The 21780-nt window shown below is 53.3% G+C and carries 20 protein-coding genes; 11 read left to right on the plus strand and 9 right to left on the minus strand.

Annotated elements, in window-relative coordinates; translation table 11 throughout:
• Window positions 1-2 precede the first annotated feature (2 nt).
• Entirely contained in the window at window positions 3-326 is a 324-nt protein-coding gene (soxS, locus tag A1WG_RS10590; RefSeq protein WP_000019357.1) for a superoxide response transcriptional regulator SoxS, read from the minus strand.
• A gap of 85 nt (window positions 327-411) precedes the next feature.
• On the opposite strand from soxS, the gene soxR reads away from it, so the two are divergent.
• From soxR to A1WG_RS10575, 3 genes are all read left to right on the plus strand, one after another.
• A complete protein-coding gene (gene soxR / locus A1WG_RS10585; protein ID WP_000412428.1) occupies window positions 412-876 on the plus strand; it encodes a redox-sensitive transcriptional activator SoxR in 465 nt (154 codons plus the stop codon).
• A 544-nt stretch (window positions 877-1420) separates the two neighbouring features.
• Window positions 1421-2770, plus strand: coding sequence for a guanine/hypoxanthine transporter GhxP (gene ghxP, locus A1WG_RS10580; RefSeq protein WP_000106896.1), 1350 nt, complete (start codon window positions 1421-1423; stop codon window positions 2768-2770).
• A 150-nt stretch (window positions 2771-2920) separates the two neighbouring features.
• Window positions 2921-4570, plus strand: coding sequence for a Na+/H+ antiporter (locus A1WG_RS10575; RefSeq protein WP_000402197.1), 1650 nt, complete (start codon window positions 2921-2923; stop codon window positions 4568-4570).
• Window positions 4571-4667: 97 nt separating this feature from the next.
• On the opposite strand, the gene actP is transcribed toward A1WG_RS10575, so the two are convergent.
• The 3 genes from actP to acs form a co-directional block, all read right to left on the minus strand.
• Window positions 4668-6317 (minus strand): cation/acetate symporter ActP, encoded by a 1650-nt coding sequence (actP, locus tag A1WG_RS10570; protein ID WP_000832601.1) that lies wholly within the window; start codon window positions 6315-6317, stop codon window positions 4668-4670.
• A complete protein-coding gene (locus A1WG_RS10565) occupies window positions 6314-6628 on the minus strand; it encodes a DUF485 domain-containing protein (protein WP_001517575.1) in 315 nt (104 codons plus the stop codon). The genes actP and A1WG_RS10565 overlap by 4 nt, the downstream gene beginning before the upstream one ends.
• Before the next feature lie 333 nt (window positions 6629-6961).
• Window positions 6962-8920 carry an acetate--CoA ligase gene (acs, locus tag A1WG_RS10560; protein ID WP_000078190.1) on the minus strand — a complete coding sequence of 653 codons (1959 nt, stop codon included), beginning with the start codon at window positions 8918-8920 and terminating at the stop codon, window positions 6962-6964.
• Between the two features lie 392 nt (window positions 8921-9312).
• Between acs and nrfA the strand changes: the two genes are divergently transcribed.
• From nrfA to gltP, 8 genes are all read left to right on the plus strand, one after another.
• Window positions 9313-10749 carry an ammonia-forming nitrite reductase cytochrome c552 subunit gene (gene nrfA, locus A1WG_RS10555; RefSeq protein WP_001517576.1) on the plus strand — a complete coding sequence of 479 codons (1437 nt, stop codon included), beginning with the start codon at window positions 9313-9315 and terminating at the stop codon, window positions 10747-10749.
• A gap of 44 nt (window positions 10750-10793) precedes the next feature.
• Window positions 10794-11360, plus strand: coding sequence for a cytochrome c nitrite reductase pentaheme subunit (gene nrfB, locus A1WG_RS10550; RefSeq protein ID WP_001517577.1), 567 nt, complete (start codon window positions 10794-10796; stop codon window positions 11358-11360).
• The gene (gene nrfC / locus A1WG_RS10545) at window positions 11357-12028 is read left to right on the plus strand and encodes a cytochrome c nitrite reductase Fe-S protein (RefSeq protein WP_000220276.1); all 672 of its coding nucleotides are present in this window, start codon (window positions 11357-11359) and stop codon (window positions 12026-12028) included. The genes nrfB and nrfC overlap by 4 nt, the downstream gene beginning before the upstream one ends.
• Window positions 12025-12981, plus strand: coding sequence for a cytochrome c nitrite reductase subunit NrfD (nrfD, locus tag A1WG_RS10540; protein WP_001517578.1), 957 nt, complete (start codon window positions 12025-12027; stop codon window positions 12979-12981). Before nrfC ends, nrfD begins: the two co-directional genes overlap by 4 nt.
• A gap of 19 nt (window positions 12982-13000) precedes the next feature.
• On the plus strand, window positions 13001-14719 hold the full coding sequence (locus A1WG_RS10535) for a heme lyase CcmF/NrfE family subunit (protein ID WP_071990344.1): 1719 nt from the start codon (window positions 13001-13003) through the stop codon (window positions 14717-14719).
• Window positions 14712-15095 (plus strand): heme lyase NrfEFG subunit NrfF, encoded by a 384-nt coding sequence (gene nrfF, locus A1WG_RS10530; RefSeq protein WP_001037812.1) that lies wholly within the window; start codon window positions 14712-14714, stop codon window positions 15093-15095. The genes A1WG_RS10535 and nrfF overlap by 8 nt, the downstream gene beginning before the upstream one ends.
• The gene (nrfG, locus tag A1WG_RS10525) at window positions 15092-15688 is read left to right on the plus strand and encodes a heme lyase NrfEFG subunit NrfG (protein ID WP_000812997.1); all 597 of its coding nucleotides are present in this window, start codon (window positions 15092-15094) and stop codon (window positions 15686-15688) included. The genes nrfF and nrfG overlap by 4 nt, the downstream gene beginning before the upstream one ends.
• Before the next feature lie 342 nt (window positions 15689-16030).
• The gene (gltP, locus tag A1WG_RS10520; RefSeq protein WP_000789606.1) at window positions 16031-17344 is read left to right on the plus strand and encodes a glutamate/aspartate:proton symporter GltP; all 1314 of its coding nucleotides are present in this window, start codon (window positions 16031-16033) and stop codon (window positions 17342-17344) included.
• Between the two features lie 161 nt (window positions 17345-17505).
• On the opposite strand, the gene yjcO is transcribed toward gltP, so the two are convergent.
• From yjcO to A1WG_RS10495, 5 genes are all read right to left on the minus strand, one after another.
• Window positions 17506-18195: a Sel1 family TPR-like repeat protein YjcO gene (yjcO, locus tag A1WG_RS10515; RefSeq protein ID WP_000720930.1), complete on the minus strand. Its 690-nt coding sequence runs from the start codon at window positions 18193-18195 to the stop codon at window positions 17506-17508.
• A gap of 110 nt (window positions 18196-18305) precedes the next feature.
• Window positions 18306-19010, minus strand: coding sequence for an ABC transporter ATP-binding protein (locus A1WG_RS10510; protein WP_001517581.1), 705 nt, complete (start codon window positions 19008-19010; stop codon window positions 18306-18308).
• Entirely contained in the window at window positions 18997-19833 is an 837-nt protein-coding gene (locus tag A1WG_RS10505) for an ABC transporter ATP-binding protein (RefSeq protein ID WP_001517582.1), read from the minus strand. The genes A1WG_RS10510 and A1WG_RS10505 overlap by 14 nt, the downstream gene beginning before the upstream one ends.
• Window positions 19826-20659, minus strand: coding sequence for an ABC transporter permease (locus A1WG_RS10500; protein ID WP_001131973.1), 834 nt, complete (start codon window positions 20657-20659; stop codon window positions 19826-19828). The genes A1WG_RS10505 and A1WG_RS10500 overlap by 8 nt, the downstream gene beginning before the upstream one ends.
• The gene (locus tag A1WG_RS10495; protein ID WP_001517583.1) at window positions 20659-21708 is read right to left on the minus strand and encodes an ABC transporter permease; all 1050 of its coding nucleotides are present in this window, start codon (window positions 21706-21708) and stop codon (window positions 20659-20661) included. The genes A1WG_RS10500 and A1WG_RS10495 overlap by 1 nt, the downstream gene beginning before the upstream one ends.
• Window positions 21709-21780: the final 72 nt, after the last annotated feature.

The raw sequence follows: 21780 nt of genomic DNA on the forward strand, positions 1-21780 counted from the left end.
CCCTAGATCCGGTGGCGATAATCGCTGGGAGTGCGATCAAACTGCCGACGGAAAACGCGGGAAAAGGTCTGCTGTGAGACATAGCCCAGATCCATCGCGATATCAAAAATAGGGCGTTCGGTGGTGCGCAACTCAACGGCAGCCAGTAGCAGGCGGCGTTGACGAATGTAATCGCCAAGCGTCTGATGTGTCACCGTACGGAACATCCGCTGTAAATACCACTTTGAATAACCTGATTTTTTCGCCACCACATCAATGTTCAGCGGCTGGTCGATATGCTCGTCAATCCATGCGATAAGATCCTGAATAATTTTCTGATGGGACATAAATCTGCCTCTTTTCAGTGTTCAGTTCGTTAATTCATCTGTTGGGGAGTATAATTCCTCAAGTTAACTTGAGGTAAAGCGATTTATGGAAAAGAAATTACCCCGCATTAAAGCCTTGCTTACTCCAGGCGAAGTGGCGAAACGTAGTGGAGTGGCGGTATCGGCGCTGCATTTCTATGAAAGCAAAGGTTTGATTACCAGTATCCGTAACAGCGGCAATCAGCGGCGGTATAAGCGTGATGTGTTGCGATATGTCGCCATCATCAAGATTGCTCAACGTATTGGTATTCCGCTGGCGACCATTGGTGAAGCGTTTGGTGTGTTGCCCGAAGGGCATACATTAAGTGCGAAAGAGTGGAAGCAACTCTCATCACAATGGCGTGAAGAACTGGACCGGCGAATTCATACCTTAGTTGCGTTGCGTGACGAACTGGACGGCTGTATTGGTTGCGGCTGCCTTTCGCGTAGCGACTGCCCGTTGCGTAACCCAGGCGATCGCTTAGGCGAAGAAGGTACTGGTGCGCGTTTGCTGGAAGATGAACAAAACTAAAGCGCCACAAGGGCGCTTTAGTTTGTTTCCGGCCTTTGTCTTTCACTCTATCCCGCTGGTACACAGGAGGGTTTCCCCCGACGTCAACACACCTCATTCGAGCACGTGGTGGAGGTTCCGGTTGGTGTTGATACTTTAATTGTATGCCACCGCCGTTTCTTCGCCAGTGCAAAGTGATCCTTTTTAGCCGCAATATTTTTGTCATCTTGCGTGATTTTTTACCGCAAACTTTTGCTACAAGTTGCCTACAAATGCCGTAATTTTGCGCATCGACGATAACGTTTGCGCATCAGTTGCCTGGTTTTTCATCGTCAATACAAGAAAAGGGAAAAAAGCAGCAAACTTCGGTTGAAAAAGCCGCTATGATCGCCGGATAATCGTTTGCTTTTTTTTACCACCCGTTTTGTATGCGTGGAGCTAAACGTTTGCTTTTTGCGACGACCCCGATTGTCGCAAACCAGAAGCAGGAAGATAACGTTTCGCTGGCAGGGGATTGTCCGCCACGCATCTTGACGAAAAATAAACTCTCAGGGGATGTTTTCTTATGTCTACGCCATCAGCGCGTACCGGCGGTTCACTCGACGCCTGGTTTAAAATTTCACAACGTGGAAGCACTGTTCGTCAGGAAGTGGTTGCCGGGTTAACAACGTTTCTGGCGATGGTCTATTCGGTTATCGTCGTTCCGGGCATGTTGGGCAAAGCGGGCTTCCCGCCAGCGGCCGTTTTTGTTGCGACTTGTCTGGTTGCCGGGATGGGTTCTATCGCGATGGGGTTGTGGGCCAATCTACCATTGGCTATCGGCTGCGCCATCTCCCTGACTGCATTTACCGCATTCAGCCTGGTGCTGGGGCAACATATCAGTGTTCCGGTGGCGCTGGGTGCTGTGTTCCTGATGGGGGTGCTGTTTACGGTTATTTCCGCAACAGGTATCCGTAGCTGGATTTTGCGCAACTTACCGCACGGCGTGGCGCATGGCACGGGGATTGGTATCGGCCTGTTTTTGCTGCTGATTGCTGCCAACGGCGTCGGTCTGGTGATTAAAAACCCGCTTGATGGTTTGCCGGTTGCGCTGGGTGATTTCGCGACATTCCCGGTGATTATGTCGCTGGTAGGTCTGGCAGTGATCATCGGCCTGGAAAAACTGAAAGTACCGGGCGGCATTCTGCTGACCATTATCGGTATCTCGATTGTGGGCCTGATCTTCGATCCTAATGTCCATTTCTCCGGCGTTTTTGCCATGCCTTCATTGAGTGATGAGAACGGCAATTCGCTAATTGGCAGCCTGGACATTATGGGGGCACTGAACCCACTGGTCTTGCCGAGCGTGTTGGCGCTGGTGATGACGGCGGTCTTTGACGCTACCGGAACCATCCGTGCAGTTGCTGGTCAGGCGAATCTGCTGGATAAAGACGGGCAGATTATTGACGGTGGTAAAGCACTAACTACAGACTCCCTGAGTAGCGTTTTCTCCGGCCTGGTTGGCGCGGCACCGGCTGCGGTATACATCGAGTCTGCGGCGGGTACAGCGGCGGGCGGTAAAACCGGCCTGACGGCTATCACCGTTGGCGTGCTGTTCCTGCTGATTCTGTTCCTCTCTCCGCTCTCTTATCTTGTTCCGGGTTACGCAACGGCTCCGGCGCTGATGTACGTTGGCCTGCTGATGCTGAGCAACGTGGCGAAAATCGACTTTGCTGATTTTGTCGATGCAATGGCGGGTCTGGTAACGGCAGTATTCATCGTGCTGACCTGTAACATCGTAACAGGCATCATGATCGGCTTCGCGACTCTGGTGATTGGTCGTCTGGTCTCTGGCGAATGGCGTAAGCTGAACATTGGTACGGTCGTTATCGCCGTGGCGCTGGTCACCTTCTACGCGGGTGGCTGGGCTATCTAATCTTTAATAAGATTCTGAAAACGGGTAGCAATTGCTGCCCGTTTTTATTTTCTCCGTACATTGTGTGAGCTTTTGCGATATTCTGAAAAACTGAGAATCCGGGTATAAAACCTTTCTCAAATCATAAAAAACATCGCAAACAGGGAACGCATGGAAATCTTCTTCACCATACTGATAATGACCCTCGTGGTCTCGCTGTCCGGGGTGGTCACTCGTGTCATGCCCTTTCAGATCCCGCTTCCGCTTATGCAAATCGCCATTGGTGCGCTACTGGCGTGGCCGACGTTTGGTTTGCATGTGGAATTTGACCCAGAACTCTTTTTAGTCTTATTTATCCCGCCGTTGCTGTTCGCGGATGGCTGGAAAACGCCGACCCGCGAATTTCTTGAGCATGGCCGGGAGATCTTCGGTCTCGCGCTGGCGCTGGTCGTCGTCACCGTGGTCGGCATTGGCTTCCTTATTTACTGGGTGGTGCCAGGTATTCCGCTGATCCCCGCTTTTGCGCTGGCGGCGGTGCTCTCTCCGACCGATGCTGTAGCGCTCTCCGGGATTGTTGGAGAAGGGCGCATACCGAAAAAAATTATGGGCATCTTGCAGGGCGAAGCGTTGATGAATGACGCCTCCGGCCTGGTGTCGCTGAAGTTTGCCGTGGCAGTCGCGATGGGGACGATGATCTTCACCGTTGGCGGCGCGACGGTCGAATTTATGAAAGTGGCAATTGGCGGTATTCTCGCCGGTTTTGCGGTGAGCTGGCTGTATGGTCGCTCGTTGCGTTTCCTGAGTCGCTGGGGCGGTGATGAACCGGCAACGCAGATCGTACTGCTGTTCCTGCTGCCGTTCGCCTCTTATCTTATTGCCGAACATATTGGCGTTTCCGGCATCCTCGCAGCGGTTGCCGCCGGTATGACCATCACCCGCTCCGGTGTGATGCGCCGTGCGCCGCTGGCGATGCGACTGCGTGCCAACAGCACCTGGGCGATGCTGGAATTTGTCTTTAACGGTATGGTGTTCCTGCTGCTGGGCCTGCAATTGCCGGGCATTCTGGAGACGTCGCTGATGGCGGCGGAAATCGACCCCAACGTCGAAGTCTGGATGCTCTTTGTCGATATCGTGCTGATTTATGTCGCCTTAATGCTGGTTCGTTTTGGCTGGTTGTGGACGATGAAAAAGCTCAGTAACCGCTTCCTGAAGAAGAAGCCGATGGAGTTTGGTTCGTGGACCACACGAGAAATCCTGATCGCGTCTTTCGCTGGGGTGCGCGGGGCAATCACTCTGGCCGGTGTGCTCTCCATTCCTCTGCTGTTGCCGGATGGTAACGTCTTCCCGGCGCGTTATGAGCTGGTGTTCCTGGCGGCTGGCGTGATTCTCTTCTCGCTGTTTGTTGGTGTAGTGATGTTGCCTATTTTGCTGCAACACATTGAAGTCGCGGATCATTCCCAGCAGTTGAAAGAGGAACGCATTGCACGCGCGGCAACGGCTGAAGTAGCGATTGTGGCGATCCAGAAAATGGAAGAACGTCTGGCGGCGGACACCGAAGAGAACATCGATAACCAGTTGCTCACAGAGGTGAGTTCTCGTGTGATTGGTAACCTGCGTCGTCGCGCCGATGGGCGTAATGATGTTGAAAGTTCAATCCTGGAAGAAGACCTGGAACGCCGCTTCCGTCTGGCGGCACTGCGTTCTGAACGTGCTGAACTGTACCACCTGCGCGCCACGCGGGAGATCAGCAACGAAACGCTGCAAAAATTATTGCACGATCTTGATTTGCTGGAAGCGTTGTTAATTGAAGAAAATCAGTAACGCTCTGACGGCGTAAGATAGCCTGACGCAATCGGTAAAAAGGTGCAGTACATCGCACCTTTTTACCGTTGGTCAGGCGACCAGGGACAAACGGAGATTAATGCGCGCGGCCCTGCTCAACGCCAAAGCCGGTCTGGGAACGGATAAATTGCGCACGGAACAGTTCACGCTCGCGCGCGCCTTCCGCTGAATTATCGGTTGCCGAGAAGAACCAGATACCGAGGAATGCCACGGAGATGGAGAACAACGCCGGGTATTCATACGGGAAGATGGCTTTTTCGTGACCGAGGATCTGCACCCAAATCGTTGGGCCGAGGATCATCAACACTACCGCTGTAATCAGGCCTAACCAGCCGCCCAGCATCGCACCACGCGTAGTCAGTTTCGACCAGTACATGGAAAGCAGAATGATTGGGAAGTTACAGCTCGCGGCGATAGCAAACGCCAGACCCACCATGAAGGCGATGTTCTGATTCTCAAACAACACGCCGAGGATAATCGCAATCACACCCAAAATCAGCACGGTGATTTTCGATACCCGCAGCTCTTCACGTTCGGTCGCGCCTTTTTTGAAGACGTTGGCGTACAGATCGTGAGAAACCGCCGATGCGCCTGCCAGCGTCAGACCTGCAACCACCGCGAGGATGGTGGCGAAAGCAACCGCTGAAATAAAGCCGAGGAACAGGTTGCCGCCCACCGCATTGGCCAGGTGAACCGCCGCCATGTTGTTACCGCCAATAAGATGGCCCGCCGCATCTTTATATTCCGGATTTGCACCGACCAGCATGATCGCACCAAAGCCGATAATAAAGGTCAGGATATAGAAGTAACCCATAAAGCCGGTGGCGTAGAACACGCTCTTACGCGCTTCGCGAGCATCGCTAACCGTAAAGAAGCGCATCAGAATGTGCGGCAGACCTGCCGTACCAAACATCAGTCCCAGCCCCAGCGAGAGTGCGGAGATTGGATCTTTTACCAGCCCGCCCGGCTTCATGATGTCGACACCTTTCGGGTGTACTGCCATCGCTTCGCTGAACAGATTGTTGAAGCTAAAACCGACGTGCTTCATCACCATAAAGGCCATAAAGCTGGCACCGAACAGCAGCAGAACGGCTTTGATAATCTGTACCCAGGTGGTTGCTAACATGCCGCCAAACAGGACATACATCATCATCAATACGCCAACCAGAACCACGGCGATGTGATAGTTAAGGCCGAACAGCAGCTCGATCAGTTTACCCGCACCAACCATTTGGGCGATGAGATATAGCGCCACCACCACCAGAGACCCACAGGCCGAAAGAATGCGGATTGGCCCTTGTTTCAAACGGTATGAGGCGACATCCGCAAAGGTATAGCGACCCAGGTTACGCAGACGTTCGGCAATCAGAAACAGAATGATTGGCCAGCCTACCAGGAAGCCCAACGAGTAGATCAGGCCGTCATAACCGGAGGTAAACACCAGCGCGGAGATCCCCAAAAATGAGGCGGCAGACATATAGTCACCGGCTATCGCCAGACCGTTCTGGAAGCCGGTGATATTACCGCCTGCGGTGTAGTAGTCGTTACGGGAACGCACGCGTTTTGATGCCCAGTAGGTGATACCAAGCGTAAACACGACGAAAATCAGGAACATAATAATCGCCTGCCAGTTTGTTGGCTGGCGTTCTACGGCCCCGCTAATGGCATCCGCGGCGTTCGCTGCGAAAGGGAGTGTGGCGGCAAGCGCCGTCATAACTCTTTTCATGACGCTTGTACCTCATGCAGGACTTCGTTATTAAGGCGGTCGAATTCGCCGTTCGCCCGCCAGATGTAGATACCAGTGAGAACAAAGGAGATCACAATCACCCCGACGCCAACGGGAATACCGCGTGTGACGCTGGTGTTCGGATTCAGCGGAGTGCCCAGCCAGCCAGGCGCAAAGGCAATCAGTAAAATAAAGCTGATATAAACTGTCAGCATAATAATCGACAGGATGGTGGCAAACCGTTGCCGTTTTTCGACCAACTCCCTGAAATGCGCATTGTCTTCTATCCGCTGATAAATAGTGCCATTCATCACAGATTCTCCAGAGGTAATGTAGGGATTGTTTTAATTCCCGCTCCCTTGTGGGAGAGGGTTAACGCCCAGGTAACCCATAGCCTGATGCGCCTTTTCAGGCCTACAGCCGTTGCCGAATGTAGGCCGGATAAGGCGTTTACGCCGCATCCGGCAATCAACGCCAGATGCGTCGCTGTCGCGTCTTATCAGGCCTACAGCCGTTGCCGAATGTAGGCCGGATAAGGCGTTTACGCCGTATCCGGCAATCAACGCCAGATGCGTCGCTGTCGCGTCTTATCAGGCCTACAGCCGTTGCCGAATGTAGGCCGGATCGCATCAGGCAATTGTGGGTTACGATGGCATCGCGATAGCCTGCTTCTCTTCAAGCAGCTTCTCGACCACGCCAGGATCGGCAAGCGTCGAGGTATCGCCCAGGTTGCTGGTATCGCCCGCCGCAATTTTGCGCAAAATACGGCGCATAATTTTGCCGGAGCGGGTTTTAGGCAGGGAGTCGGTCCAGTGCAGCACGTCTGGCGTCGCCAGCGGGCCAATCTCTTTACGCACCCAGTTGCGGACTTCTGCGTACAGTTCTGGTGACGGTTCCTCCCCGTGATTAAGCGTGACGTAGGCGTAAATCGCCTGGCCTTTAATATTGTGCGGAATACCGACCACCGCGGCTTCGGCTATCTTCGGATGCGAAACCAGCGCCGATTCAATCTCCGCAGTCCCCAGACGGTGACCAGAAACGTTCAGTACATCGTCCACACGCCCGGTGATCCAGTAATAACCATCTTCATCACGACGCGCGCCGTCGCCGCTGAAATACATATTTTTGAAGGTGGAGAAATAGGTCTGTTCAAAACGTTCATGATCGCCAAACAGCGTACGCGCCTGGCCCGGCCAGGAGTCAGTCATCACCAGGCTGCCTTCGGTCGCGCCCTCCAGCGGATTGCCTTCGTTATCTACCAGTGCCGGTTGCACACCGAAGAACGGACGCGTTGCCGAACCGGCTTTCAGTTCGGTAGCGCCAGGAAGTGGGGTAATCATGAAACCGCCGGTTTCGGTCTGCCACCATGTGTCGACCACCGGGCATTTCTCGTTGCCGATCTTCTTCCAGTACCACTCCCACGCTTCCGGGTTTATTGGCTCGCCTACTGAACCGAGAATGCGCAGCGACGAACGGTCGGTGCCTTCAATCGCTTTATCGCCTTCCGCCATCAGTGCGCGAATGGCTGTTGGCGCGGTATAGAGAATATTGACCTGATGCTTATCCACCACTTGCGCCATACGGGCAGGCGTCGGCCAGTTTGGCACACCTTCAAACATCAGCGTGGTCGCGCCGCAGGCCAGCGGGCCGTACAGCAAATAACTGTGCCCGGTAACCCAGCCCACATCGGCGGTACACCAGTAGATATCACCCGGATGATAATCAAAGACGTATTTAAAGGTGAGCGCCGCGTAAACCAGATAACCGCCGGTAGTGTGCAGCACGCCTTTCGGTTTTCCGGTAGAACCGGAGGTATAAAGAATAAACAGAGGATCTTCGGCGTTGACCTCTTCCGGCTGGTGCTGATCGCTGGCTTGCTCAACCAGGTCGTGCCACCACAGGTCGCGGCCTTCCTGCCAGCCGATTTTTCCGCCAGTACGCTTCAGTACAATGACATGTTCAACGCTGGTGACATTCGGGTTTTTCAGTGCGTCATCAACGTTTTTCTTCAGCGGAATGCTGCGCCCGGCACGCACGCCTTCATCAGAGGTGATCACCAGTCGTGAGTTAGAGTCGATAATGCGCCCGGCCACCGCTTCCGGTGAGAAGCCGCCGAAAATCACCGAATGCACCGCGCCAATACGGGCGCAGGCCAGCATTGCGACCGCAGCTTCCGGCACCATTGGCATATAAATTGCCACAACATCGCCTTTTTTAATGCCCAGCCCGAGCAGGGTATTGGCGAAGCGGCAAACGTCGCGATGCAGCTCTTTATAGCTGATATGTTTGCTCTGGCTGGCGTCGTCGCCTTCCCAGATGATGGCGGTACGATTGCCGTTTTCTTGTAAATGGCGATCAAGGCAGTTTGCCGCCAGATTCAGCGTGCCGTCTTCGTACCATTTAATCGAGACGTTACCCGGGGCAAAGGAGGTGTTTTTCACCTTCTGGTACGGTTTGATCCAGTCGAGAATTTTTCCCTGTTCGCCCCAAAAAGTATCTGGTGCGTTAATGGATTGTTGGTACATCGCCTCATACTGCTGAGGGTTTATCAGGCAATGGTCTGCGATGTTGGCAGGAATAGTGTGTTTGTGAATTTGACTCATGCTTTTGTTCTCCTTGTAGGATGTTAATAATATGTGGCATAAGCGTTAAATGTAGGGGTATTGGTAGTTTTGTTTAGTATTTGGGCGGCAGATCACGCAAAAGCAGAATAGTGCAAATAAACGGCAGGGTATTTTTGAAGGTCACTAACAAAAGTTGATTAATTCTTTGAGGAACATGCAGTTATGCATACCGTTGGAAACGGGAAAAATACCGACTAACTCTAAAGTGGTATTTTACATGCACTTACAATTGATTAAAGACAACATTCAGAGTGTGGTTATTTGTTACACATAGGGGCGAGCAATGTCATGACAGTGTATGTGCGGTTACTGTCATGAAAAAACAATAAAAACTGCCATTGCCTCAATGGCAAAATTTGGATGAAGCCCCTATGACAAGGATAAAAATAAACGCACGCCGTTTCTTCAGCTTGTTGGTTCCTTTTTTCTTTCTCACTTCTGTTCACGCTGAACAAACGGCCGCTCCCGCGAAACCTGTAACTGTGGAAGCGAAGAATGAAACCTTTGCCCCGCAGCATCCCGATCAATATCTCTCCTGGAAAGCCACCTCGGAACAGTCAGAGCGTGTTGACGCACTGGCGGAAGATCCACGACTGGTGATCCTGTGGGCGGGGTATCCTTTCTCGCGCGATTACAACAAACCGCGCGGTCATGCCTACGCCGTTACCGATGTGCGCGAAACCCTGCGTACCGGTGCGCCGAAAAATGCCGAAGATGGCACGATGCCAATGGCCTGCTGGAGTTGTAAAAGTCCGGACGTGGCGCGTTTGATCCAGAAAGACGGAGAAGATGGTTACTTCCACGGTAAATGGGCGCGCGGCGGCCCGGAAATCGTCAACAACCTGGGCTGCGCTGACTGCCATAACACCGCTTCGCCAGAGTTCGCCAAAGGCAAACCAGAGTTAACTCTTTCCCGTCCGTATGCGGCACGTGCGATGGAAGCCATTGGTAAGCCTTTTGAGAAAGGTGGTCGTTTTGACCAGCAGTCGATGGTCTGCGGTCAGTGCCACGTGGAGTATTACTTTGACGGTAAAGATAAAGCCGTTAAATTCCCGTGGGCTAACGGCATGAAAGTCGAAAATATGGAGCAGTATTACGACAAAATTGCCTTCTCCGACTGGACCAACTCCCTGTCGAAAACGCCGATGCTGAAAGCGCAACACCCGGAATATGAAACCTGGACTGCGGGCATTCATGGCAAAAACAACGTGACCTGCATCGACTGTCACATGCCGAAAGTGCAGAACGCGGAAGGCAAACTCTACACCGACCATAAAATTGGCAATCCGTTTGATAACTTCGCCCAGACTTGTGCGAACTGTCATACCCAGGACAAAGCCACGCTGCAAAAAGTGGTCGCGGAGCGTAAACAGTCGATTAATGACCTGAAAATCAAGGTTGAGGATCAACTGGTTCACGCTCACTTCGAAGCGAAAGCGGCACTGGATGCAGGCGCTACGGAAGCCGAGATGAAGCCGATTCAGGACGACATCCGTCATGCCCAGTGGCGTTGGGATCTGGCGATCGCTTCCCACGGCATTCATATGCATGCACCGGAAGAAGGTCTGCGGATGCTCGGCACGGCGATGGATAAAGCCGCTGATGCGCGTACCAAACTGGCGCGCCTGCTGGCGACCAAAGGTATCACCCATGAAATCCAGATCCCGGATATCTCGACCAAAGAGAAAGCCCAGCAGGCAATTGGCCTGAACATGGAACAAATCAAGGCCGAGAAACAGGACTTTATCAAAACGGTGATCCCGCAGTGGGAAGAGCAGGCACGTAAAAACGGTCTGTTAAGCCAATAACCCCGTTCCGCCTCGCAAGGGGCGGAAAACACAATGGAGTGAATATGAGCGTATTACGTTCGTTATTAACTGCCGGGGTGCTGGCGTCGGGCCTGTTGTGGAGCCTGGACGGAATTACCGCTACCCCTGCAGCGCAGGTATCTGATGATCGCTACGAAGTTACCCAGCAGCGTAACCCGGACGCCGCCTGTCTGGACTGTCATAAGCCAGACACCGAAGGTATGCATGGCAAACATGCTTCCGTTATCAACCCGAATAACAAACTGCCGGTTACCTGCACCAACTGTCACGGCCAGCCGTCGCCGCAACATCGCGAAGGGGTGAAAGATGTGATGCGCTTTAACGAGCCGATGTACAACGTTGGAGAGCAGAACAGTGTCTGTATGTCCTGTCATCTACCGGAACAGTTGCAAAAAGCATTCTGGCCGCACGATGTTCATGTCACTAAAGTGGCGTGCGCCAGTTGTCATTCCCTGCATCCACAGCAAGATACGATGCAGACGTTAAGTGACAAAGGACGGATTAAGATTTGTGTCGATTGCCACAGCGATCAGCGCACCAATCCGAACTTTAACCCGGCGTCTGTTCCGTTGCTTAAGGAGCAGCCATGACCTGGTCTCGTCGCCAGTTTCTCACCGGCGTCGGCGTGCTGGCAGCCGTCAGCGGCACCGCAGGGCGCGTGGTGGCGAAAACGTTGAATATCAATGGCGTGCGTTACGGCATGGTGCATGACGAGTCGTTATGCATCGGCTGTACCGCCTGTATGGATGCTTGTCGGGAAGTGAACAAGGTGCCGGAAGGTGTTTCGCGCCTGACGATTATTCGCAGCGAGCCGCAGGGCGAATTTCCTGATGTGAAATATCGCTTCTTCCGTAAGTCTTGCCAGCACTGTGACCATGCGCCGTGCGTTGACGTCTGCCCGACCGGTGCATCTTTTCGCGATGCCGCCAGCGGGATTGTCGATGTTAATCCGGATCTATGCGTCGGTTGTCAGTACTGCATCGCCGCCTGTCCGTACCGCGTGCGCTTTATCCATCCGGTCACGAAGACCGCGGACAAATGCGACTTCTGCCGTAAGACCAATTTGCAGGCCGGTAAGCTGCCCGCGTGCGTTGAGGCTTGCCCGACGAAGGCGCTGACATTTGGCAATCTGGATGATCCCAACAGTGAAATTTCAAAACTGCTGCGCCAGAAAACCACTTACCGCTACAAGCTGGCGCTGGGAACCAAGCCGAAGCTGTACCGCGTGCCGTTTAAATACGGGGAGGTAAGCCAATGACTCAGGCTTCCGCATTTCATTTTGAATCGCTGGTGTGGGACTGGCCGATTGCCATCTATCTGTTTTTAGTGGGAATTTCTGCGGGGTTGGTGACGCTGGCTGTGTTGCTGCGTCGTTTCTATCCACAGGTGGGCGGTGCAGACAGTACGTTGCTGCGTACCACGCTGTTTGTCGGGCCTGGCGCGGTGATCCTCGGTTTGTTGATCCTCGTCTTCCACCTGACGAAGCCGTGGACCTTCTGGAAACTGATGTTCCACTACAGTTTTACCTCGGTGATGTCGATGGGGGTGATGCTGTTTCAGCTCTACATGGTGGTGCTGGTGCTGTGGCTGGCGAAAATCTTTGAACAAGATTTGCTTGCCCTGCAACAACGCTGGTTGCCGAAGCTGGGGATCGTGCAAAAGGTTCTGACCCTGCTGACGCCTGTTCATCGCGGGCTGGAAACGCTGATGCTGGTGCTGGCGGTGTTGCTGGGGGCTTATACCGGTTTTCTGCTGTCGGCGCTGAAATCGTATCCGTTCCTCAATAACCCGATTCTGCCGGTGCTGTTCCTGTTCTCCGGCATCTCGTCCGGTGCGGCAGTGGCGCTGATCGCCATGGCGATACGCCAGCGCAATAACCCGCATTCCACGGAAGCGCACTTTGTTCACCGTATGGAAATACCCGTTGTATGGGGTGAAATCTTCCTGCTGGTGGCGTTTTTCGTCGGTCTGGCGTTGGGCGATGACGGTAAAGTGCGGGCGCTGGTGGCAGCATTGGGCGGCGGTTTCTGGACAGGGTGGTTCTGGCTTGGCGTTGTCGGGCTGGGGCTGATTGTGCCAATGCTGCTCAAACCGTGGGTGAATCGCAGTTCCGGCATTCCCGCCGTGCTGGCGGCGTGTGGAGCCAGCCTGATCGGTGTGTTGATGCTGCGCTTTTTCATTCTCTACGCTGGGCAGTTGACGGTGGCGTAGGCCAGAAAAGAGGTGGTTTCTGGACGTATTCCTTCCTGAAGTCGGTTTTCTGGCGTTGTTGTTAAGTCTCGGGGTCAACGTGTTGACCCCGTTGACGACCTTCGTGGGTGTGCGACTGCGCTGGCCTGCTATGATGCGGCTCACCAGCATCGGCACTCTGGCACAGTTCGCGCTCCTGCTGCTTGCCTTTGGCGTACTGACGTATTGTTTTCTCACCAGCGATTTCTCGGTTATTTATGTCGCTCAACATAGCTACAGTTTGCTGTCGTGGGAACTCAAACTGGCGGCGGTGTGGGGCGGTCATGAAGGTTCGTTGATGCTTTGGGTGCTGTTGCTTTCCGCCTGGAGCGCGCTGTTTGCCTGGCATTATCGGCAGCAAACCGGGTCGCTATTTCCGCTCACGTTAGCCGTTTTATCTCTCATACTCGCCGCGCTGCTGCTGTTTGTGTTGCTGTGGTCTGATCCCTTTGTGCGCATATTCCCACCAGCAATCGAAGGCCGCGATCTCAATCCGATGCTGCAGCATCCAGGTCTTATCTTCCATCCGCCGCTGCTTTATCTCGGCTATGGCGGTTTGATGGTGGCGACGAGTGTGGCGCTGGCGAGTTTACTGCGCGGCGAGTTTGATGCAGCCAGCGCCCGTGTCTGCTGGCGATGGGCGCTGCCGGGGTGGTGTGCATTAACGGCGGGGATCATCCTCGGTTCCTGGTGGGCCTATTGTGAACTGGGTTGGGGCGGCTGGTGGTTCTGGGACCCGGTGGAAAACGCCTCCTTATTACCCTGGCTTTCTGCCACTGCGCTGCTGCACAGTTTGTCTCTGACACGTCGGCAGGGAATTTTACGCCACTGGTCTCTGTTGCTGTCGATAGTTACGCTGATGCTGTCGCTGCTGGGTACGTTGATTGTTCGTTCCGGCATTCTGGTTTCGGTTCATGCGTTCGCGCTGGATAACGTTCGCGCCGTGCCGCTGTTCAGCCTGTTTGCACTGATTAGCCTTGCGTCTTTGGCGCTGTATAGCTGGCGGGCGCGGGACGGTGGCTCTGCGGTGCGTTTTTCGGGGGTATCGCGGGAAATGTTAATTCTCGCAACGCTGTTACTGTTTTGCGCGGTGCTGCTGATCGTACTGGTGGGAACGCTGTATCCGATGATTTACGGCCTGCTGGGCTGGGGGCGTCTCTCCGTTGGTGCGCCGTATTTTAATCGCGCGACATTACCGTTTGGTTTGTTGATGCTGGTGGTGATTGTGCTGGCGACGTATGTCTCTGGCAAACGTGCACCGCTTCCGGCGCTGCTGGCACATTCTGGCGTACTGTTATTTGCCGCCGGGATCGTGGTTTCCAGCATTAGCCGTCAGGAGATCAGCCTGAATTTACAGCCGGGTCAGCAGGTGACGCTGGCGGGTTACACCTTCCGTTTTGAACGCCTCGATCTGCAAGCCAAAGGCAATTACACCAGCGAAAAAGCGGTAGTGGCGCTGTTTGACCATCAGCAACGTATTGGTGAACTGACGCCGGAGCGGCGTTTTTATGAAGCGCGCCGTCAGCAAATGATGGAGCCGTCTATTTGCTGGAACGGCATCCATGACTGGTATGCAGTGATGGGGGAGAAAACCGGGCCAGATCGATACGCTTTTCGTTTGTATGTACAAAGCGGCGTGCGCTGGATCTGGGGGGGAGGGTTGTTGATGATTGCGGGTGCATTGCTAAGCGGATGGCGGGGGAGAAATCGCGATGAATAAATTGCTTCTCACGTTACTGTTGATATTTGCCTGTTTTGCACACGCCCAGGTCGTAGACACCTGGCAATTCGCCAATCTGCAACAACAGGAACAGGCGTTAAATATTGCCAGTCAGTTACGTTGCCCGCAGTGTCAGAATCAGAACTTACTGGAATCCAACGCGCCGGTGGCAGTCAGTATGCGTCATCAGGTTTACAAGATGGTGGCGGAGGGGAAAAGCAAAGCTGAGATTGTCGGCTGGATGACCGAACGCTACGGTGATTTTGTCCGCTATAACCCACCGCTGACCAGCCAGACGCTGCTCCTGTGGGCGCTGCCAGTGGTGTTGTTACTGCTGATGGCGCTGATCCTCTGGCGGGTGAGGGGGAAACGGTGAAACAGCCTCAAGTGCCGGTAAAAACGCTGGTGGCGCTGGCGGTTGTGATGGCGCTGCTCTGTATCGGCGGTTATCTGTTAAGTCCGAAATGGCAGGCGGCACGTGCGGAGTATCTGCGCCAGCGCGATCCGTTACATCAGTTTGCCAGCCAGCAAACACCGGAGACACAGCTTCAGGCATTGCAGGATAAAATTCGCGCCAACCCGCAAAATAGCGAACAGTGGGCGCTGCTGGGCGAGTATTACCTGTGGCAAAACGATTACAGCAATTCGCTGCTGGCGTACCGTCAGGCGCTGCGACTGCGCGGTGAGAACGCTGAACTGTACGCGGCGCTGGCGACGGTGCTTTATTACCAGGCCAGCCAGCATATGACCGCCCAGGCTCGTGCGATGATCGACAAAGCCCTGGCGCTGGACGAAAACGAAATCACCGCCCTGATGCTGCTGGCTTCTGATGCGTTTATGCAGGCGAACTACGCGCAATCCATCGAACTATGGCAAAAAGTGATGGATCTCAACTCACCCAGGGTAAACCGGACACAGTTGGTTGAGTCGATTAATATGGCAAAACTGCTGCAGCGGCGATCGGATTAATCATCCGGAGCTGAAGATTATGTTATTGAGCTGCATAAAAATTAACCGAATGAACGCATTCAGAAAATAATCACCAATCAGTATTATTGCAAATTAAACAAATAAAAATCTTTCCATAACAAATGGTTATGCATTAATCTTGCCATAAACTCGCGTTATTATGCATTAATGCAGCGAAAAGCTCTGTTGTTAAAGGGTTGCGCAACATACCGCGCAAATGATACTGATCATAAGCGTTAAAAAAATCTACAAACCAACGCAACACAATTCATGCCCTGGCAGTATGTCACGTTCTCACGTTTTTGAACGGGAGAGCGGCGCTCCATTGAGGAAGTTATTCTGATGAAAAATATAAAATTCAGCCTGGCCTGGCAGATTCTGTTTGCTATGGTGCTGGGCATTCTCCTGGGAAGTTACCTGCACTACCATAGCGACAGCCGCGAATGGCTGGTCGTCAATTTGCTCTCTCCGGCGGGTGATATTTTTATCCACCTGATCAAAATGATTGTTGTGCCGATTGTTATCTCCACGCTGGTTGTTGGGATTGCAGGTGTTGGTGATGCTAAACAACTCGGACGAATTGGCGCGAAAACCATTATCTACTTCGAGGTGATCACCACCGTCGCTATCATTCTGGGGATCACTCTGGCGAACGTCTTCCAGCCCGGTTCCGGGGTGGATATGTCGCAGTTGGCGACTGTCGATATTTCGAAATATCAGAGCACCACGGAAGCGGTACAAAGCAGTTCCCACGGCATAATGGGCACTATTTTGTCGCTGGTGCCGACGAACATTGTGGCGTCGATGGCGAAAGGCGAAATGCTGCCGATCATCTTCTTCTCGGTGTTGTTTGGTCTGGGACTTTCCTCCCTGCCCGCGACGCATCGTGAACCGTTGGTGACCGTGTTCCGCTCCATCTCCGAAACCATGTTTAAAGTGACTCACATGGTGATGCGTTACGCGCCGATTGGTGTGTTTGCGTTGATTGCGGTGACAGTAGCTAACTTTGGTTTTTCTTCTCTGTGGCCGTTGGCGAAACTGGTGCTGCTGGTGCATTTTGCCATTCTGTTCTTTGCGCTGGTGGTGTTGGGAATTGTGGCGCGCCTGTGCGGGTTAAGCGTCTGGATCCTGATTCGTATTCTGAAAGACGAGCTGATTCTGGCGTATTCCACTGCCAGCTCTGAAAGTGTGCTGCCGCGGATTATCGAGAAGATGGAAGCCTACGGCGCACCAGCGTCAATCACCAGTTTCGTGGTGCCAACTGGTTACTCCTTTAACCTCGATGGTTCGACGCTGTATCAAAGTATTGCCGCTATCTTCATCGCCCAGTTGTATGGCATTGACTTGTCCATCTGGCAGGAAATCATTCTGGTACTGACGCTGATGGTGACCTCGAAAGGGATTGCTGGCGTGCCGGGCGTGTCGTTTGTGGTGCTGCTGGCAACGCTGGGTAGCGTGGGGATCCCGCTGGAAGGCCTGGCGTTTATTGCCGGTGTTGACCGTATCCTCGATATGGCGCGTACTGCGCTGAACGTGGTGGGTAATGCGCTGGCGGTGCTGGTAATTGCCAAGTGGGAACACAAATTTGACCGCAAAAAGGCGATGGCCTACGAGCGTGAAGTGCTGGGCAAATTTGATAAGACGGCGGATCAGTAATTGAAGATTGCCGGGAAGTTATATCCACCCGGCAATGTGTGGATGCCTGATGCGACGCTTACCGCGTCTTATCAGGCCTACGCCAGACGGCACAATAGCCTGATTTAGCGTAATTTTTGTAGGTCGGATAAGGCGTTTACGCCGCATCCGACACCCCAATTTTAGCCATTAGTTAACTTTTCAAATTCTTCACATCCGGTATCAAACCCTTCCATACAGCTCAGGTTCAACCAGTGCAGCGCCTTTTGTTTGTTCTTCTCGATAAAACCTTCTTCACCGTTTAAGAACATCATTCCCGCCCAATACTCGGAATACCCGGTACGGGAAATGGTAGAGCTACGCTTGAAATACCAGGTTGCTTTGTCATCGTCGGCCTTGATGCCCACGCCGTTGGCGTAAATTAAGCCAAGCAGCATTTGGGCATCAACGGCGGAGTCGTTCTCCAAATCTTCCGAGGCGTTTTCTAACAGTGAAATCGCTTTCGGATAATCCGGTTTACCTGCCTGGGTATTAACCAGAATATGTGCCAGCGTCACTTCACCTTCTTTACTGCCCGCTTGCGCCGCTTTTTCGGCAAGCACTTTTGCTTGTGGATAGTCCAGACTGACCGGATTAGTGATTTTGATCTGCGCTAACAGCGCGCAGGCATCGGCATCACCGCTGTCAGCGGCTTTCTGTGCCCAATATTCGGCTTTGCTCAAGTCGCCGGAGCTAAACCAGCTATCGGCAAGAAAATATTGTGCGCGTTTATCTCCGGCCTCTGCTGCCTTTACATACTGGCTGCCTGGCTCGGAGTCGTCCGCGTGTGCAAAGAATGTCAAAAATAACATCAAAGTGATAATTTTTTTCATTTTGATAATGAGGTTTGGTAGGGTATAGACAGTATAAAGTGTTCGGATGGACAAAAAAACAACTGTAAAAAGACCTGCAGGCAGAATGATTTAATGCGATGTAAGGATTTTTAATCCATCCGATGCTCACCTTTTTCCAGAGCGTTGCGATCGAAAAATCGCTGAATTTTCCCTCCATCCATCATTGCCGCCCGGTCAGACATGTGCGCGATGACATCTGCATCGTGGCTGACCAGCAGATAGGTCATTTGGTGCTTCCGCTTCAGTTGATTCAACAAATTAAGAATTTCCGCTTGTACCGACATATCCAGTGCTGAGGTGGGTTCATCCAGCAGAAGAAGTTGTGGCCGTAATAATAGGGCGCGAGCAATAACCATACGTTGTCGCTGACCACCGGAAAGTTGATGCGGGTAGCGGCGAGCGGCGTCGGCAGGTAAACCAACTTGTTCCAGTGCGGTATGGACGTGTTTTTCTATTTCACGTTCACCACGGATTTTGAGCGGTTCAGCCAGCGTTCGCCACAACGTATGATTGGGATGCAATGAGGCATAGGGATCCTGAAACACCATTTGCACATTGCGGCGGAGATCGCCCTGAAAACGCATGTCTGGTTTGATGGTGTGCCCAAACAGCGATACCTGGCCGCGCCAGTCGCGCTGTAATCCGGCAATTACGCGCAAAATTGTGGATTTTCCACAGCCTGATTCGCCAATTAAGCTAAATGTTTCTCCGGCATTAACCGAAAAACTGGCGGCTGAAACTGCGGTTTTCTCAGCAAAAGTAACCTGCAAGTGATTAATTTCAACAATCGTCATGGTATTTCTCCGGCGTCATCGCCGTCCTGTCCAGCGTCGGCAGCATCTGTCCGTAAGTTTGCGCACTCGGGCGGCAAGTCCACAGTGTGCGCGTGTAAGGGTGTGTTGCTGTGGGTAGCGCATCGGCGCGCATTTCATCCACCTTACTTCCCTGATACATCACCAGCACCCGATGGCAAAATTGGGCAACTAATGGCAGGTCGTGACTGATCAGCAGCATCGCCATCTGTCGTTGTTCACACAGGGTCACCAGCAGTTCCAGAATCTGATTGCGCAGGCGAACATCCAGTGCCGATGTTGGCTCATCGGCAATCAATACCCGGGGATTGTTGATGAGCGCAATTGCAATCATCACTCGCTGCCCCATCCCGCCAGAAAGTTCTCGTGGATAGCTTTGCAACACTCGCGTATTAAGGCCGACAGCCTGAATTGCGGTATTTATTTTCTCTTCTTTTTCGCGGCGACTCAGGCGTTGGTGAAGCGTAAGTGCCTCTTCCAGTTGTGCTTTCACAGTTTTCACAGGATTCAGTGCATAACGTGGATCTTGCAATACCATTGCGATATCGTTACCGCGCAGTTGTTGCCATCCACGCGCGTTAAGGGTGAGCGCATTACGACCCAGGATGTTAAGTGTGTCTGCGGTTACCACTCCGGGTTTGCGTACCAGCCCCATCAGGGCGCGGGCGGTCATGGACTTACCCGAACCTGACTCACCGACCAGCGCCAGACGCTCATTGCCTAATGTAAAACTGATATTGTTAACGACCCGGGAACCCGGATAGTCGACACAGAGATTGTTGATACTAAGGCGCGGATCAGTCATGTTGTGGCTCCAGAACATCGCGCAAGCCATCGCCCAGTAGATTAAAGGCCAGGCTGGCAATTAAGATAATTGCGCCGGGCGCGGCGGCAATCCACCATTGATCGAAAATGACCTGCATACCATCAGCGATCATGGCTCCCCATTCCGCCATTGGCGGACGAGCACCAAGACCAAGAAAACCCAGGCCAGCAGCCGCCAGAATGATGCCTGCTAAATCCAGCGCCAGGCGGACAATGGCCGATGGCAGGCACAATGGCAAAATATGACCAATAAGCAGACGCCAGCCGCGGATGCCCATCATCTCTGCAGCAGCAAGATAATCACTGTGTCGTAGACGTTGGATCTCACTGCGCGCCTGACGCGCATAAGCGGGCCAGGTGGTTAACGCCAGCGCCAGCGCGCCGTTAACCAGCCCCGGCCCCAGCATGGCAACGAAAGCAAAGGCCAGAATCAAACGCGGCATTGACATCACCACGTCAGTAAAACGCATCAGCACGCGTTCCAGCCAGCCGCCATAGTATCCGGATAAAATGCCAATCAGCAGGCCGACCGGGAGTGTAATGATGGTCACCAGTGCCACCAGACCCAGCGCTGGTCGGCTGCCGTAGATTAAACGTGAAAGCAGATCTCGCCCGTAACTATCTGTTCCGAGCCAGTGCTGGCTACCCGGCGCTTGTAACCGTGCAGCCGCATCCTGCCAGTTAGGATCGTGAGGAGCCAGCCACGGCGCGAAGAGCGCAATTAGCATCAATAACAGGATAATTATCAAACCGCAGAACGCGGCGGGTGAATGACGCAAACGGCGTAAAAAGAGAAACATCGGCATCAGCGCAACCTCGGATCGGTCAGCCGGATCAGCAGGTCGGTGAGGTTATTTATCAACACAAAGCAGACGCCAATCAGCAATGTTCCCCCCATGATTGCTGTAGTGTCGCCCGCGAACAGCGCCGTGGTGAGATAGCGCCCAATGCCCGGCCATGAAAAGACAGTTTCTGTCAGTACCGCACCTTCCAGCATCGATGTATAGGCGAGAGCGATAACGGTGAGCAAGGTGCCGCGAATGTTGGGCAAAACATGACGTAGCAAAATTGTCATCTCGCTGGCCCCTTTGGCGCGCGCCAGCAGAATATATTCTTTATTCATTTCGCCAAGACAAGCGGAACGTGTCAGGCGCGTAATACTGGCGAGTGAGAAGTACGCCAGTAATAAAACCGGCAGTATCAAATGGTTGATGGCATTGGTAAACGCCTCGCGATCGCCAGAAAGCCACGTATCAATCAGCGCAAATCCGCTGCGGGGTTCAATGGTGAATTGATAAATATCATCCAGCCGACCCGGTCCGGCACTCCATTGCAGTCTGGCGTAAAACAGTGCCAGCATCAGCAGACCAAGCCAAAAAATGGGGACGGAATTTCCCAGCAGAGTCAGTGTCCGCACGGCGAAATCCAGCGGTGAACCGACATAACGGGCGCAAAGTACACCCGCAATAACGCCGACAACGGAGCCGACAATAAGCGCCAACGTCGCCAGTTCCAGGGTCGCCGGAAACGCCGATAGCAAGTCCTGGAGAACCGGTTGCCCGGTAGCGCTGGCAATGCCGAGATCGCCGTGAGCCAGATTCACCAGGTAATGCCAGAACTGGACGGCTAACGGTTGATCTAACCCTAACTGGTGGCGCACCTGATCATAGGTGGACTGGCTGGCGTGATCGCCAACGATTTGCAGTACCCGATCGACCGGTGAGAGGGCCGAAAGCGCAAAGGTAATCAGCAGCAGGCCGAGCAACGTCAGAGAGACGGTAAACAGTCCCTGCAAGAGCGCGAGCAGAGGGCGTTTGCCTCGCCATCTCGCGTGAGTGGAAAAAGCGGCAGACATGATCTTTCCATACAGTGAAAAATCAGCGACTGGTCTGCAGTGCGGACCAGCCCTGGTAACCGCGCCCGATAA

The sequence above is a fragment of the Escherichia sp. KTE96 genome (assembly GCF_000408525.1).
Taxonomy (GTDB): domain Bacteria; phylum Pseudomonadota; class Gammaproteobacteria; order Enterobacterales; family Enterobacteriaceae; genus Escherichia; species Escherichia marmotae.

Bases quoted from the DNA above. Each gene is read 5' to 3' on its own strand.
- A1WG_RS10495 (WP_001517583.1), bottom strand. From the start codon at position 21,708: ATGTCTGCCGCTTTTTCCACTCACGCGAGATGGCGAGGCAAACGCCCT.
- A1WG_RS10510 (WP_001517581.1), bottom strand. From the start codon at position 19,010: ATGACGATTGTTGAAATTAATCACTTGCAGGTTACTTTTGCTGAGAAA.
- A1WG_RS10575 (WP_000402197.1), top strand. From the start codon at position 2,921: ATGGAAATCTTCTTCACCATACTGATAATGACCCTCGTGGTCTCGCTG.
- nrfA (WP_001517576.1), top strand. From the start codon at position 9,313: ATGACAAGGATAAAAATAAACGCACGCCGTTTCTTCAGCTTGTTGGTT.
- actP (WP_000832601.1), bottom strand. From the start codon at position 6,317: ATGAAAAGAGTTATGACGGCGCTTGCCGCCACACTCCCTTTCGCAGCG.
- nrfC (WP_000220276.1), top strand. From the start codon at position 11,357: ATGACCTGGTCTCGTCGCCAGTTTCTCACCGGCGTCGGCGTGCTGGCA.
- soxR (WP_000412428.1), top strand. From the start codon at position 412: ATGGAAAAGAAATTACCCCGCATTAAAGCCTTGCTTACTCCAGGCGAA.
- yjcO (WP_000720930.1), bottom strand. From the start codon at position 18,195: ATGAAAAAAATTATCACTTTGATGTTATTTTTGACATTCTTTGCACAC.
- soxS (WP_000019357.1), bottom strand. From the start codon at position 326: ATGTCCCATCAGAAAATTATTCAGGATCTTATCGCATGGATTGACGAG.
- A1WG_RS10565 (WP_001517575.1), bottom strand. From the start codon at position 6,628: ATGAATGGCACTATTTATCAGCGGATAGAAGACAATGCGCATTTCAGG.
- nrfD (WP_001517578.1), top strand. From the start codon at position 12,025: ATGACTCAGGCTTCCGCATTTCATTTTGAATCGCTGGTGTGGGACTGG.
- ghxP (WP_000106896.1), top strand. From the start codon at position 1,421: ATGTCTACGCCATCAGCGCGTACCGGCGGTTCACTCGACGCCTGGTTT.
- A1WG_RS10500 (WP_001131973.1), bottom strand. From the start codon at position 20,659: ATGCCGATGTTTCTCTTTTTACGCCGTTTGCGTCATTCACCCGCCGCG.
- gltP (WP_000789606.1), top strand. From the start codon at position 16,031: ATGAAAAATATAAAATTCAGCCTGGCCTGGCAGATTCTGTTTGCTATG.
- nrfB (WP_001517577.1), top strand. From the start codon at position 10,794: ATGAGCGTATTACGTTCGTTATTAACTGCCGGGGTGCTGGCGTCGGGC.
- nrfF (WP_001037812.1), top strand. From the start codon at position 14,712: ATGAATAAATTGCTTCTCACGTTACTGTTGATATTTGCCTGTTTTGCA.
- A1WG_RS10505 (WP_001517582.1), bottom strand. From the start codon at position 19,833: ATGACTGATCCGCGCCTTAGTATCAACAATCTCTGTGTCGACTATCCG.
- acs (WP_000078190.1), bottom strand. From the start codon at position 8,920: ATGAGTCAAATTCACAAACACACTATTCCTGCCAACATCGCAGACCAT.